The sequence below is a fragment of the Ruegeria sp. AL7 genome (assembly GCF_056536105.1).
Window position 1 is genome coordinate 1,836,087 of record NZ_JBQFJF010000001.1, and the last position, 13,233, is coordinate 1,849,319.

Here is a 13,233-nt window from a genome sequence, read left to right on the forward strand (position 1 = left end):
TCTTGAACCCACATTATACCTTATATGGGTCATCAATACCCAATTTGCCAAGTATCTTGACCTCAATCCCTTCCATCAAGGTGGCATCGGGGTCACGAATGTGATCATAACCCAGCAAATGCAACGTTCCGTGAACAAGCAAATGGGTCACGTGATCACTCATTGCCTTGTTGGCTTCGGCCGCCTCTCGGGCGCAGGTGTCATAGGAAATCGCAACATCGCCCAGAACAATCTCGCCGGTAAAGTCCGGCTCTGGCAGGCGTGGTGATTGCCCTGCCTCGTTCGGAGCCAGGTCTTCCGCAGGCCAGCTCAGCACATTGGTGGGCGTCGGTTTGCCCCGAAATTCTGCGTTCAGTTCGGAAATCCGCGCATCGTTGCACCCCAGAATACTGACTTCGCACAGCTCCGGGGTCAAACCGCAATGGGTCAGAACGGCGTTAATCGCCTTTTGTGACAAGACCTCAAGATCTTGCCACCTTTCGTCTTCGAAAATGAGATCCAGGGTCATCTTACCGCACAACAGCCTCGTTAACGGGCTATGTGCTCACGTGGTTTCACGGCCCGCATCGGCCTCATACGCCTCGATGATCGCAGCGACAAGCGGGTGGCGCACCACGTCTTTCGAGGTGAAGTAGTTAAAACTGATATTCGGGATCGTTTTCAACAACCTCTCAGCATCCGCCAGGCCCGATTGAACGCCACGCGGCAAATCTACCTGTGACCGGTCGCCGGTGATGACCATGCGGCTTCCTTCACCCAGACGGGTCAGAAACATCTTCATCTGCATCGTGGTGGCGTTTTGAGCTTCATCCAGAACAACAAATGCGTTGGCCAGCGTACGACCACGCATAAAGGCCAGCGGAGCGATTTCGATTCGTTTCTCTTCGATCAGTTTGGCCAACTGTTTTCCGGGCAGAAAATCGTTCAACGCGTCATAAAGCGGTTGCATGTAAGGGTCGACCTTGTCCTTCATGTCACCCGGCAAATAACCCAGTTTTTCGCCCGCCTCGACCGCCGGACGGCTCAGGATGATTCGATCCACATGTCCGCCGATGAACATCGAAACCCCGACCGCCACTGCCAGATAGGTCTTACCCGTCCCCGCGGGACCAATTCCAAAGGCCAGCTCATTGTTGAACAGTGACTGGACATAGGCTTTCTGGGCGTCGGTGCGCGGTTCAACCAGCTTCTTGCGGGTCTTGATCTCGACCGAACCGCCCTTGAACATTTCAAGCTGGTCGCCATCCCGGCTTCCGGTTCCCTGTTCTGAAACACCCATCCTCAACTCGCGATCGACGTCTGCGGCCTCAACCTCGCGCCCACCTTCAAGCCTTGTATACAGCGATTGAAGTACCTCAACCGCCTGTTTCTGAGCATCTTCATCGCCCATCACAACAAGCTGATTGCCGCGGCGCACAATCTGGACCGAAAGCTTTGTTTCGATCTCGGCCAGATTGCGGTCATATTCACCGCACAGGTCAATCAGCAATCGGTTGTCGGGAAATTCTACGAACGCCTCGTGTTGGGGCATTTCATCTTGCGGTGGGGTCAGGGCACCGATGGCCAATCCGCTCTCCTGTCTTGGCTGTTCACTCCGAGCGTAGACAACAAATCTTGGTAGGCGCAAGCCACAGTTTCAAAAATAAACGCTGAGATGTCATAACAGCCGATTTAACGGTGATCGGTTGCCGATTGGGCGAACATCAGAAGGTATAGTTCAGCCCGAATCTCAAACCGCTGTATTTTGGTGTGGACTTTGTGGAAAAGCCAGAACTGAACTGGACGTTTTTTGATTGGAATTGGACATATTCATATTCGCCCGTAATCGACCAGTTGTCGGACAACTTGTGCTCGGCCCCTATGCTTGCCGAATAACCGTTCCGCCGATCTGACGCCGAGAAATTCTGAACCGTCGGGCCCAATGCCAAGCTGTTGGTTGTTTCCACATCGCCCCATAGATATCCGACACTGAAGAAATACAGAATTCGTCCGCTGCGGTTTGTCAGACCATTACGAAATCGGAATGCCAGAACATCCGAAATCTCTGTTCCGCCTTGCACATTGACGCCGCCGATCCGCCTGCTGACAGTGTCGTCCAGGGAACCGAACTCATACCCGACTTCAAAGCCATAGACATAGTCGCGCCCACCGGTAGCAGGTAAAATACCACGCCACCCCCCCCGGAGCCCCCCGTATGTCCCCGACAAGTCCTGATCACCGATATCAAACTGCCTGCTGGGCGTTGTCAGGCCAAACCGATCGTCCCCGCCAGAGCCATAACCGCCGGTAAGTCCCAGGTAAAAAGCGCGGACATCGCTGCTGAATCTTTTCGGGCTGACCACTTCCGGATCGCTTATGTCACCTTTCAAATCACCGGCAATGGATGCGCCGGCAATCAGTGTAACAGCGGCAGTTAACGTCAGTGTTCTCAACCTGCTCAGGCTCCCAAAGCTCTTGATAGTCGACACTCGTACCTCCCTCATCCCGTTTTCCGGGACCGGCATATCGCCGATTTGCAGACGCAGATCCTTGCGCCCAAAAAACCATGGCTCCTCTCGGAGCATAGTTCCAAGCAATAAATCAAGGGTAAATTTTGGAAACAAACACCAACTATGGTGTCCGGGAGGTGTTTACACCGACCTACAACAACTCACCGGCCAGAGAATTCGCCCCGGACTCAGTGATCCGGACTTCTCTCAAGTCACCCGTGGCGATCTCTGGTCCTTTTACGTGCACCGAATGCAAATATTCGGACTTTCCAACCATCTGCCCGGACAAGCGACCCGGTTTTTCGAAAAGAACGCGGACAGTGCGTCTAACCATACCGTCCTGAATCTCTCGCTGATGGCGCGTGATCAAGGCCTGAAGCCGCTGCAACCGTTCATCTGCCGCAGCCGGATCAACCTGCGACCGTTCAGCTGCCGGGGTTCCTGGACGTGTGGAGTATTTGAAGGAATAGGCATAGCCGTATTTGACCTCTTCGACCAAATCCATCGTGGCCTGAAAATCATCTTCGGTCTCTTCTGGGAAACCAACAATGAAGTCCCCCGACATCACGATATCTGGACGCGCCGCACGAATGCGTTCGACCAGCCGCAGATAGCTTTCTGCCGTATGGCTACGGTTCATCCGCTTGAGGATACGGTCCGAACCCGACTGAACCGGCAGGTGCAGATAAGGCATCAGCTTGTCACAGGTGCCATGCGCCTCGATCAGATCGTCGGCCATGTCGTTTGGGTGCGAGGTGGTAAAGCGGATGCGTTCCAGCCCGTCGACCTTGTTCAGTTCCCAGATCAAGCCGGCAAGCGTCATGTCACCATTCGCCCCGGCACCGTGATAGGCGTTGACGTTTTGGCCCAGCAACGTGATCTCGCGTACCCCGCGTTCGACCAGATCATGGGCTTCGCGGATGATGCGATCGGCTGGGCGGCTGACTTCAGCACCGCGTGTATAAGGAACCACGCAGAAGGCGCAGAATTTATCGCAGCCCTCCTGAACAGTCAAAAACGCCGTCGGTCCGCGCTTGGCCTTGGGGCGGTTTTTCAATTTTTCGAACTTGTCTTCTTCGGGGAAATCCGTGTCCAGCGCCTTTTCGCCCGCTCGGGTCTTTGCCTCCATCTCGGGCAGGCGGTGATAGCTTTGCGGACCTACCACCAGATCAACCAAAGGCTGGCGGCGCATGATCTCTTCGCCTTCCGCCTGAGCAACACAGCCCGCCACGCCGATTTTCAGATCAGGCTTCTCGGCCTTCAGACCCTTGAAGCGCCCCAGTTCGGAATACACTTTTTCTGCCGCTTTCTCGCGGATGTGGCACGTGTTCAGCAGGATCATATCCGCATCTTCGGGGGTCTGGGTTTCAACGTAGCCCTGCCCGCCCAGCGCCTCGGACATGCGTTCACTGTCATAGACATTCATCTGACAGCCATAGGTCTTGATAAACAGCTTCTTCGGTTCGGACATGAGACGGGCCTTTGCATTCGCTGGACCGGCGTCGTCTATATGCTTCGAACGCCGCTTGCAATGCGGGCGCAATTACCCGAATTTGGCGGAACTTTCCAGCAAGACAAAACTGAAAACAGCCGATGCAATACGATTCCCTCGACCATTTCCTGAAAGCCGGGCAACCCGCAATGGCGCAAGGCCCCGTTGCGATGGTCTTTGCCGAGGATGAGGTCGAGTTGGAAAGTACTCTGCATCACCATCTGAAACTAGGGTTCAAATCCGTTATCGCCTTCATGCCTCAGGAGTTCCGACTGGAGCCCGCGTTGACCGACCGGGTGCATCGGGTCACCTTGAAGTGCGTTCCCCGAACGGTGGTTTTCGATACCCTGAACAGAATAACTCAGGCCGCGCCCGGCATCTGGATGTACTACTGCTATAACGCCGAATACCTGTTCTTTCCGTTTTGCGAAACGCGCAGCATTGGCGAAATGCTGGCCTTTCACAGCGAAGAACGCCGCAATGCGATGCTGAGCTACGTCATCGACCTTTATGCCGAGGACCTGACCGCTTTTCCCAACGGTGTCGCCCCCGAACAGGCTTTGTTCGACAAAACGGGTTACTATGCCCAATCACGCCACGACCCTGATGGCCAACCACTGGACCGTCAGGTGGACCTGTCAGGTGGCTTGCGCTGGCGGTTCGAGGATCACATTCCCTATGAACGCCGTCGCATCGACCGCATCGCCCTGTTCAAGGCGCAAAAGGGCCTGATCCTGAAATCCGACCACACGTTCAATGAGCCGGAATACAATACCTATTCCTGCCCATGGCATCACAACGTGACCGCGGCTATCTGTTCCTTCCGCGCCGCGAAGGCGCTCAAAACAAATGCCGGGTCGACTTTTGACATTCCAAGTTTTAGCTGGCGCAACTCCGTGCCTTTTGAATGGCACTCGCGGCAGCTGCTGGATCTGGGCCTGATCGAATCAGGCCAATGGTTCTGAAGCGCCTCAGCGCTGAAACAGGACCGGAAACCAGTCTTCTCGCAGACGCTGCCCCGGCGTCATGTCATGGCCGGGAAACGGTGGAGAGGTTCTGCCTGGACGCTCTACATACCTTGCGTCATCGCCGACCAGCCGCAGAGAAAAGGCGCGGCGACGGCTGTCCGAGTGGTTTCCTCGCGCACCGTGAAGGGTGCGATAATTGAAGGCAACGGCGTCACCGGGGTCCATTTCGAATTCGACGACCTTCATGCCCTCGGCATCCGGGTCCGGCACGGGGATGTACTGGCCTTCATCCGGGAAAAAACCTTCCTCAGAAACCCAGCGGGTTGGCAGCACCTCTTTCTCCCACCGGTGAGAGCCCGCGACACAGCGCAACGTCGCCTGCCTGACCGGATCCAGCGGAGACCAGAAGCTGATGGTTTGCTGACCCTCAACGAAGTAATATGGGCCATCCTGATGCCAGGGCGTGGCCATGGATGTCCCGGGCTCTTTTACCAATACGTGGTCGTGAAACACCTGAACACTTTTCGACTGCATCAGGTCCGCTGCGACCTCGGCCGCGGGCGAGTTTTCGATCACCTCGCGGAACTGCAGGATGCGGGTCCAGTTGCAATAATCGTCAAAGAACAGACCCGTTTGACCCTCTTTCTTGTTTTCTGATGCATACGGGCCAGGCTCTGCCATATTCGCGGCAATGCCGTCGCGCAGTTGATCCACATAATCTGCAAACAGCCCTTTGATCAGAACGACGCCATCATCCTGATACGTTGTGATCATCTCTTGAGTTACAAGCGGGTGAGGCATCCGGGTCTCCATTCGTTTTCCAATCTTTTGCGTTGAAGGAGTGTTCTGTTCAAATCATATCTTTCGAAGTTATAATTAACTTTATGTTATACATTTCACTGCGTCAGTACGAATATGTTTGCGCGGTCGGGCGCCACGGCAGCCTGTCCGCAGCCGCACAATACCTGAATGTATCGCAACCGGCCCTGTCCACAGCCCTGACGCGTGTCGAAGCACATTTGGGACACCCGCTGTTTATCCGCCGCCGAGGCTCGGCCATGGCGCTGACGCCTCAGGGGAGAAAATTCATCGATCAGGCCGAGACCCTTCTGAAAGACGCAGCCCAAATCGAGTCATCAGAAACACCGTCGCCGGGCACGACACGTCTAAGACTGGGGTGTTTTACGGACCTCGCCCCCTTCCTGCTGGCACCCGCCCTGCACCATTTGCGCGATGCTTTTCCAAACATCGCTATCACTTACTTTGCTGCGTCCTTTGAAGGGCTGCTGAACAGATTGATTGATGGCCAGATCGATATTGCCATCACTTACGAGCTGACAATGGATGCGGGGTTCACACGAGCAAAACTGTTCGACAGTCGGCCAAAGGCCCTTATGCCCCCGGATCATCTATTGGCGACAGCAGGCACGGTCTCACTGGCTGACTTGGCTGCTCACCCGTTGATCCTTTCAACAGAAGGCTGGTCGGCACAACACATCCTCAGCCTCTTTCGGCGCAACGGTCTGCACCCGACTGTCGCGCATAGGGCGGCGTCGATTGAGATTCAGCGCAGTCTTGCCGCCCATGGCGAAGGGATCGGGATCAGCTATACCAGCCCGCTCAACCCGGTCAGTTATGACAATAAACGTCTTGTCAGTGTTCCGATCAGCGATCAGGACGCAACTGAGTCCGTTGTTCTTGCGCGCCACGGAACAGGGCCAGCTGACGCGACCATTGATCAGGTTGAACGTTTGTTGTTGGCGAGTTTGAAAGGCGGTATTGGCGCTACTTTTTGCGCAGGCGAATGACAACGTCGACCGAGGCAATCTCGACCCCCTCGGGCGCTTCAGGCAGGCGTTGGATCACCAATTGGTCAGACGGCGCATCACTAAGGCGCGCCTCGTCTTCCCAATAAAAATGAGGGTGGTCATGCGTGTTCGTGTCGAAATAGCTTTTTGACCCGTCCACAGTAATTTCCTGCAGAACGCCGGCGTCGCAAAACGCGCGCAGGGTATTGTATACCGTCGCCAGTGACACAGCGTCACCATTCTCCTTGGCCGATTCAAACAGGCTCTCGGCGGTGACGTGACGATGGCGGCCATCGCCCACCAGAAGCTCAGCCAACGCCACACGCTGACGCGTCGGACGCAGGCCGGCGTTCACCAGCCAACCCGTTGCTATTTCGCCGCTCTGCGGTGTCATTGATCCAATACCCATAGTCACTTCCATTATATATAGGAGCGCATGGTTGGCAATTTCAAATGAAATTCATTCGCAAAGAACGCGGCATACACAACATGATGTAGCCGCTGCTCTTGCAGGACCTTGCAAACGGGTGCTAGACGAGGCCAGATATAACGAACGGACCCACGGCAGGAGAGGCGGCAAGAATGGCCCAGTTCCCAAGCAGTTTTGACAAAGACGATCTGCTGAAATGCGCCCGCGGCGAATTATTTGGCCCCGGCAATGCACAATTGCCCGCCCCGCCAATGCTGATGATGGACCGGATTACCGACATCTCGGAAGACGGTGGCCTGCACGGTAAGGGCCATGTGCTGGCCGAGTTCGATATCACCCCTGACCTTTGGTTCTTTGACTGCCATTTTCCCGGCAACCCAATTATGCCGGGCTGCCTGGGCCTTGACGGTCTATGGCAGCTGACCGGTTTCAACCTGGGTTGGCGTGGCTGGCAAGGGCGCGGCATGGCTGTCGGCGTGGGCGAAGTGAAACTGACCGGTATGGTTCGTCCCGACCGCAAGATGCTAACGTATAAAATCGATTTCAAAAAAGCGATTCAGACACGTCGCCTGACCATGGGTGTGGCAGATGGAATCGTCGAAGCCGATGGCGAGATGATCTATGATGTCAAAGATATGAAGGTCGTTCTGTCCGAGGCCTGAGCCTGACCGACCCGAAATAAGGAGTGCGCACATGCGTCGAGTAGTCGTCACCGGTCTGGGGGTAGTGTCTTCGATCGGGAATAATGCCCAAGAGGTTCTGGCCTCGCTTAAAGCTGGTAAATCCGGGATCGAAGCCAGCGAACAGATGGTGGAACACGGGTTTCGCAGTCAGATCGCGGGTACGCTCAAGATTGACGTGGCTGAACACGTGGACAAACGTACCCTGCGATTCATGGGTCCCGGGGCCGCCTATGCACATATCGCCATGAGCCAGGCGATTGCCGATTCCGGGCTGACCGAAGACCAGATCGTTAATCCCCGCACCGGACTGGTTGCGGGCTCTGGCGGCCCGTCGACAAGCGCGATGCTGACGGCGCATCAGACCGTTCTGAAGACAGGCGCGACCAAGCGGATCGGTCCGTTCGCAGTGCCGAAATGCATGTGCTCGACAATCTCGGCAAACCTGGCGACCGCATTCAAGATCAAGGGTATCAACTATTCGATCACCTCGGCCTGCTCGACCTCGCTACATTGCATCGGCAACGCGGCCGAACAGATCATGCTGGGCAAGCAGGACGTCATGTTCGCTGGCGGCGGCGAGGAACTGGACTGGACACTTTCGTGCCTGTTCGATGCAATGGGCGCGATGTCGTCAAAATATAACGACGCGCCCGAGAAAGCCTCGCGCGCGTTTGACGAAAACCGTGACGGGTTTGTGATTTCCGGTGGCGGCGGCATCCTCGTTCTGGAGGAGATGGAGCACGCTCTGGCCCGCGGCGCAAAGATTTATGCCGAAGTCACCGGCTATGCTGCTACCTCGGATGGCCACGACATGGTGGCCCCTTCGGGTGAAGGCGGCGAGCGCGCAATGCGGCTGGCGCTGGACACACTGCCCGAAGGTCGCAAAGTTGGCTATATCAACGCACATGGGACCTCGACACCTGTCGGTGACGTGGGTGAAGTAGAGGCTGTGCGCCGAATCTTCGGTGAAGGTAACGTGCCACCGATTTCCTCGACCAAATCAATGACTGGCCACGCGCAAGGCGCGGCAGGAGCGCTTGAGGCGATCTTCTGCCTACTCATGCTGGACAATGATTTCATTACGCCGTCGATCAATGTCGACACACTCGCCCAAGGCATCCTGCCCGGTGAAATTGCAACTGAAGTGGTTGAAAACGCAGGACTGGACAGTGTCATGACCAACAGCTTCGGCTTTGGCGGCACCAACGGGTCCATGATTCTGTCTAAGTATAACGGGTGAAAGTGATGTCGGATCTTCTCAAAGGTAAGCGCGGCCTGATCATGGGCGTGGCCAATGACCGCTCAATCGCGTGGGGCATTGCCAAGGCCATGCACGAGGCAGGCGCAGAACTGGCCTTCACCTATCAGGGCGAGGCTTTCGGCAAACGGCTGGAACCTCTCGCTCAAAGCCTTGGCAGCGATTTCATGGTGGATGCCGATGTGACCGACGACGAGTCACTGGATCGTGCCTTTGGTGAACTGGCCCAGCGTTGGCCCACCATCGACTTTGTTGTTCATGCCATTGCGTATTCGGATAAATCCGAGCTGACAGGCCGGTTTCTGAATACCACGCGGGCGAACTTCAAACACTCGATGGACGTGTCGGCCTATTCCTTTATCGAGGTGGCACGCCGCGCCTATCCGATGATGAAGGACAATGGGGGCTCGCTGCTGACGCTGACTTATCAGGGATCAAACCGGGTGGTACCGAACTACAACGTCATGGGTGTTGCCAAGGCGGCGCTGGAATCGGCGACCCGTTATCTGGCCAATGACCTTGGCCCGGATGGTATCCGCGTGAACGCAATCTCACCGGGACCGATGAAAACCCTTGCCGGTGCCGCCATTGGCGGGGCGCGCAGGACATATAAGTTCTGCGATCAGAATGCGCCGATGCGTTCGAATGCCACTCTGGAAGCTGTTGGCGGGACCGCAGTTTACCTGACATCTGATGCGGGAGCCTGCACGTCTGGCGAAATCATCCGCGTTGATGGGGGTTTCCACGTACTGGGCATGCCGCAACCCGATTTCATGTGACCATATCTTTCCCTGCCGCCGCCAAGATTTCACCATCTTTGGGCGGCAGGACTTCGGTATGAGCAAGCTAGATCAAATCATTGCAAACAACGCACGATCAGTGCAAAGCCGGAAAAAGTCCGGTTTCCTCAGCCAGCGGGCCAGAGTGCTGCTGCTCGCGCTGACATCATTGCTGCTGGTGTTTGTCTTTTTCACCCAGCCACAGGTGCGCGCAGCTGTTGAAGCTTTGATCGGCTGAAGCCCGGGCGGGCGTTCCAACCCGAACTATGTCTCAATTGATCGAGACGACTTCAATCTCAAACACCAGATCCTGACCGGCCAACGGATGGTTTCCATCCAGGGTCACAATCGCTTCGTTGGCGTCCACAACTGTCACAGGTACGGCCTGACCGTCTGGTGTCTGCATCTGCAGTTGAGTGCCCGGATCCAGCGGAATATCCTCGGGAATACCCTCGCGGGGGATTTCCTGACGCATCGCAGGGTTGATCGGGCCGTAAGCGTCGGTGCAGGCAATCTCGACCCGTTTCTTGTCACCTGCGGACAAACCGGGCATGGCACTGTCCAGACCGGGAATGATCTGGCCCGATCCTACCACGAACTCCAACTGATCGCGCCCATCCGAACTGTCAAAGACTTTGCCATCCAACAATGTCCCTGTGTAATGGATGCGAACCGTGTCACCTTGCTTGATTTCGGTCATAGTGGCCTCCGGCCGTTTTTAGGGGTTAAGCGGCCAACCCTAGAGATTGACACAAAGTTGTAAACCCTTGGCCCTTTCCCCCCCTTTCGCGTTGTGCCAACCTGCGCGCAATCAAAGGAGGGTCATATGGCAATCACGACCTGCGTGTTCGACGCCTACGGAACGCTGTTTGACGTAGCGGCCGCCGCCCGGCAGGCGGCAGGCGAGCCGGGGTTCGAAGCCCTGAAAGACAAATGGCCCGAGGTCGCGGGACATTGGCGCCTGAAGCAATTGCAATACACATGGCTGCGCGCTGTGGCGGATGCCCATGCGGATTTTTGGGATGTCACGCAGGACGGGCTGGACTGGGCGCTGGAAGCTGCCGGCCTTCAGGGCAACCCAGAATTGCGCCAACGCCTGCTGGATCTTTATTGGGAGTTACAGGCCTATCCCGAAGTTCCTGTCATGCTGAATGCCCTCAAGGATGGCGGGATGCAGACTGCCATCCTGTCCAACGGATCACCGCCCATGCTGGACGGTGCTGTTCAATCCGCCGGGATCGGCGATGTGCTGGATGACGTGCTGTCGGTCGAAAGCGTTGGGGTCTTCAAGCCCCATTCCCGTGTCTATGATCTGGTTCAGAACAGGTTTGACTGCGCCCGCGACGAAGTCTTGTTCGTCAGTTCAAACGGCTGGGATGCCGCGGGGGCCAGCGGTTATGGTTTTGTCACCGCCTGGGTCAATCGGATCGGGGAACCAATGGACCGGCTGCCGTGGACGCCAGCGCATGTTCTGTCTGATTTGACCACCATTCCCAAGCTGGCTGGTCTTTGATGTCAGACTTTACGACTTCGGACGGCAAGCGCATCTATTTCGAAGACCATGGATCGGGCACGCCGCTTTTGTGTCTGGCCGGATTGACCAGAAACAGCCGGGATTTTTCGTATTTCGCACCACATGCCACTGAGCTGCGCATGATTGCGATGGATTACAGGGGGCGCGGCCGCTCAGACTACGACCCCGATTTCATGAACTACAACATCTTTCGTGAATCCCATGACGCGATTGAACTGCTGGATTTTCTGGGCATCGAAAAAGCGGTCATTCTGGGCACCTCGCGGGGCGGGCTGATTGCCATGGCACTGGCGGCAAGCCACCCCGAACGTTTGGCCGGTGTGATCCTAAACGATGTGGGGCCCGTCATCGAGACGTCAGGCATCGCCAAGATCATGGCCTATGTGGGCGCACAACCCACCGCGAAAACCCATGACGAAGCTGCTGCCGCCCTGAAACATATGATGGAGCCGCAATTTCCCAGGGTTCCGCTGGAGATCTGGCGCAAACAGGCCGAAATTCAATACGAACAACAAAGGGACGGGCTGGCGCTGCGCTATGATCCGGCCCTGCGCAAGGCGCTTCTGGAACAGGCCGCGAGCGGTGCTATACCCGACTATTGGTTGTTTTTTGAAGCGCTGCGCAATATTCCATGCGGCGCGATCAGGGGCGCAAACTCGGACGTTCTGAGCGCAGAAACACTGGCTAAGATGCACCGGCGGCATCCCGGTCTGATCTCGGCCGAAGTACCGGATCGCGGGCATGTTCCATTCCTGAATGAGCCGCAATCTCTGGATGTCATCAAAAAGGTATTGAAGAACGCTGCATGAGCACATTTGAAATGATCGAAGCCGCGGCCATACGGCTTAAAGGACATGTCCGCGAGACACCAATTCTGTCGTCGCCATTTCTAGACGCGATCGCCGGGCGCCGGATTTGGGTCAAGCCGGAATGCCTGCAACATACGGGCAGTTTCAAGTTTCGGGGAGCTTGGTCTGCCATATCCGCGCTGGATGAAGACACACGCCAGCGCGGCGTGATTGCATATTCTTCGGGCAATCACGCACAAGGCGTTGCGATGGCGGCGGCGAAACACGGTATTGCTTCGGTCATTGTCATGCCGTCGGACGCGCCACACCTGAAAATCGAAAACACCCGCGCGCTTGGAGGTGAGGTCGTTCTTTTCGACCGTGCAAACGAAAGCCGTGAAGAGATCGGGGAGACCATCGCCGCCGAACGCGGGCTGACTCTGATCCGGCCATATGACGAACCTCAGGTGATTGCCGGGCAAGGTACCACCGGCTTGGAAATCGCCAGACAGGCCGCGGAACTTGGGTTATCTCAGGCGGATGTTCTGGTCTGTTGCGGCGGTGGCGGCCTCACCTCTGGCATTGCACTGGCATTGGAAAAACACGCCCCCGACCTAAGGGCACGCCCGTGCGAACCGGAAGGGTTCGATGACGTCAAACGATCACTGGCGACAGGACGGATTCAGAACAACAACGCGGCATCAGGCAATATTTGCGATGCCATCCTGACACCGCAACCCGGCGACATCACCTTTCCCATCCTAAACCGTCTTTGCGGGCCCGGTATTTCGGTGACCGAAGAAGAGGCCCTGCGGGCCATGGCACTTGCTTTCCTGCGCCTCAAGATCGTGCTGGAGCCCGGCGGCGCAGTCGCATTGGCCTCGGCCCTGTTCCGGGGCGACGAGATTGAGGGCGACGACGTGATCGTGGTCACATCGGGTGGTAACGTCGATCCGGATGTTTTTGCCAGGGCGTTGGAATTCCTGACCTGACAGGCATCCCAA

Annotated in this window: 16 protein-coding genes; 9 read left to right on the top strand and 7 right to left on the bottom strand. The window is 56.4% G+C overall.

The window, feature by feature from the left end; translation table 11 throughout:
- Window positions 1-13 precede the first annotated feature (13 nt).
- From ybeY to miaB, 4 genes are all read right to left on the bottom strand, one after another.
- Window positions 14-508, bottom strand: a complete 495-nt coding sequence (gene ybeY / locus ACR3E2_RS09125) for an rRNA maturation RNase YbeY (protein WP_480484023.1) — start codon at window positions 506-508, stop codon at window positions 14-16.
- Between the two features lie 36 nt (window positions 509-544).
- Window positions 545-1,567 (bottom strand): PhoH family protein, encoded by a 1,023-nt coding sequence (locus ACR3E2_RS09130; protein ID WP_209505382.1) that lies wholly within the window; start codon window positions 1,565-1,567, stop codon window positions 545-547.
- 136 nt (window positions 1,568-1,703) lie between these two features.
- Complete coding sequence (locus ACR3E2_RS09135) at window positions 1,704-2,468, bottom strand: outer membrane protein (RefSeq protein ID WP_480484024.1); 765 nt, start codon at window positions 2,466-2,468, stop codon at window positions 1,704-1,706.
- 172 nt (window positions 2,469-2,640) lie between these two features.
- Window positions 2,641-3,960, bottom strand: coding sequence for a tRNA (N6-isopentenyl adenosine(37)-C2)-methylthiotransferase MiaB (gene miaB / locus ACR3E2_RS09140; RefSeq protein ID WP_480484025.1), 1,320 nt, complete (start codon window positions 3,958-3,960; stop codon window positions 2,641-2,643).
- Window positions 3,961-4,082: 122 nt separating this feature from the next.
- Here miaB and ACR3E2_RS09145 point away from each other — a divergent pair, with 122 nt between their 5' ends.
- A complete protein-coding gene (locus tag ACR3E2_RS09145; RefSeq protein ID WP_480484026.1) occupies window positions 4,083-4,946 on the top strand; it encodes a hypothetical protein in 864 nt (287 codons plus the stop codon).
- A gap of 6 nt (window positions 4,947-4,952) precedes the next feature.
- Here ACR3E2_RS09145 and ACR3E2_RS09150 read toward each other — a convergent pair whose 3' ends face one another.
- Complete coding sequence (locus tag ACR3E2_RS09150; RefSeq protein ID WP_480484027.1) at window positions 4,953-5,750, bottom strand: phytanoyl-CoA dioxygenase family protein; 798 nt, start codon at window positions 5,748-5,750, stop codon at window positions 4,953-4,955.
- Between the two features lie 83 nt (window positions 5,751-5,833).
- Here ACR3E2_RS09150 and ACR3E2_RS09155 point away from each other — a divergent pair, with 83 nt between their 5' ends.
- Window positions 5,834-6,757 carry a LysR family transcriptional regulator gene (locus tag ACR3E2_RS09155; RefSeq protein ID WP_480484028.1) on the top strand — a complete coding sequence of 308 codons (924 nt, stop codon included), beginning with the start codon at window positions 5,834-5,836 and terminating at the stop codon, window positions 6,755-6,757.
- Here ACR3E2_RS09155 and irrA read toward each other — a convergent pair.
- A complete protein-coding gene (gene irrA, locus ACR3E2_RS09160) occupies window positions 6,735-7,151 on the bottom strand; it encodes an iron response transcriptional regulator IrrA (protein WP_480484074.1) in 417 nt (138 codons plus the stop codon). The genes ACR3E2_RS09155 and irrA overlap by 23 nt on opposite strands.
- Before the next feature lie 188 nt (window positions 7,152-7,339).
- Between irrA and fabA the strand changes: the two genes are divergently transcribed.
- From fabA to ACR3E2_RS09180, 4 genes are read left to right on the top strand one after another with little or no spacing between them, the layout of a single operon-like run.
- On the top strand, window positions 7,340-7,849 hold the full coding sequence (gene fabA, locus ACR3E2_RS09165; RefSeq protein ID WP_209505371.1) for a bifunctional 3-hydroxydecanoyl-ACP dehydratase/trans-2-decenoyl-ACP isomerase: 510 nt from the start codon (window positions 7,340-7,342) through the stop codon (window positions 7,847-7,849).
- A gap of 31 nt (window positions 7,850-7,880) precedes the next feature.
- Window positions 7,881-9,110 carry a beta-ketoacyl-ACP synthase I gene (gene fabB, locus ACR3E2_RS09170; protein WP_480484029.1) on the top strand — a complete coding sequence of 410 codons (1,230 nt, stop codon included), beginning with the start codon at window positions 7,881-7,883 and terminating at the stop codon, window positions 9,108-9,110.
- A gap of 5 nt (window positions 9,111-9,115) precedes the next feature.
- Window positions 9,116-9,907 (top strand): enoyl-ACP reductase FabI, encoded by a 792-nt coding sequence (locus ACR3E2_RS09175; RefSeq protein WP_267366101.1) that lies wholly within the window; start codon window positions 9,116-9,118, stop codon window positions 9,905-9,907.
- 58 nt (window positions 9,908-9,965) lie between these two features.
- Window positions 9,966-10,145 (top strand): hypothetical protein, encoded by a 180-nt coding sequence (locus tag ACR3E2_RS09180; RefSeq protein WP_267366102.1) that lies wholly within the window; start codon window positions 9,966-9,968, stop codon window positions 10,143-10,145.
- 33 nt (window positions 10,146-10,178) lie between these two features.
- On the opposite strand, the gene ACR3E2_RS09185 is transcribed toward ACR3E2_RS09180, so the two are convergent.
- Window positions 10,179-10,607 (bottom strand): FKBP-type peptidyl-prolyl cis-trans isomerase, encoded by a 429-nt coding sequence (locus tag ACR3E2_RS09185; RefSeq protein WP_480484030.1) that lies wholly within the window; start codon window positions 10,605-10,607, stop codon window positions 10,179-10,181.
- Window positions 10,608-10,733: 126 nt separating this feature from the next.
- Between ACR3E2_RS09185 and ACR3E2_RS09190 the strand changes: the two genes are divergently transcribed.
- From ACR3E2_RS09190 to ACR3E2_RS09200, 3 genes are read left to right on the top strand one after another with little or no spacing between them, the layout of a single operon-like run.
- Entirely contained in the window at window positions 10,734-11,420 is a 687-nt protein-coding gene (locus ACR3E2_RS09190; protein WP_480484031.1) for a haloacid dehalogenase type II, read from the top strand.
- The gene (locus ACR3E2_RS09195) at window positions 11,420-12,250 is read left to right on the top strand and encodes an alpha/beta fold hydrolase (protein WP_480484032.1); all 831 of its coding nucleotides are present in this window, start codon (window positions 11,420-11,422) and stop codon (window positions 12,248-12,250) included. The genes ACR3E2_RS09190 and ACR3E2_RS09195 overlap by 1 nt, the downstream gene beginning before the upstream one ends.
- Window positions 12,247-13,221 (top strand): threonine ammonia-lyase, encoded by a 975-nt coding sequence (locus ACR3E2_RS09200; protein ID WP_480484033.1) that lies wholly within the window; start codon window positions 12,247-12,249, stop codon window positions 13,219-13,221. Before ACR3E2_RS09195 ends, ACR3E2_RS09200 begins: the two co-directional genes overlap by 4 nt.
- Window positions 13,222-13,233: the final 12 nt, after the last annotated feature.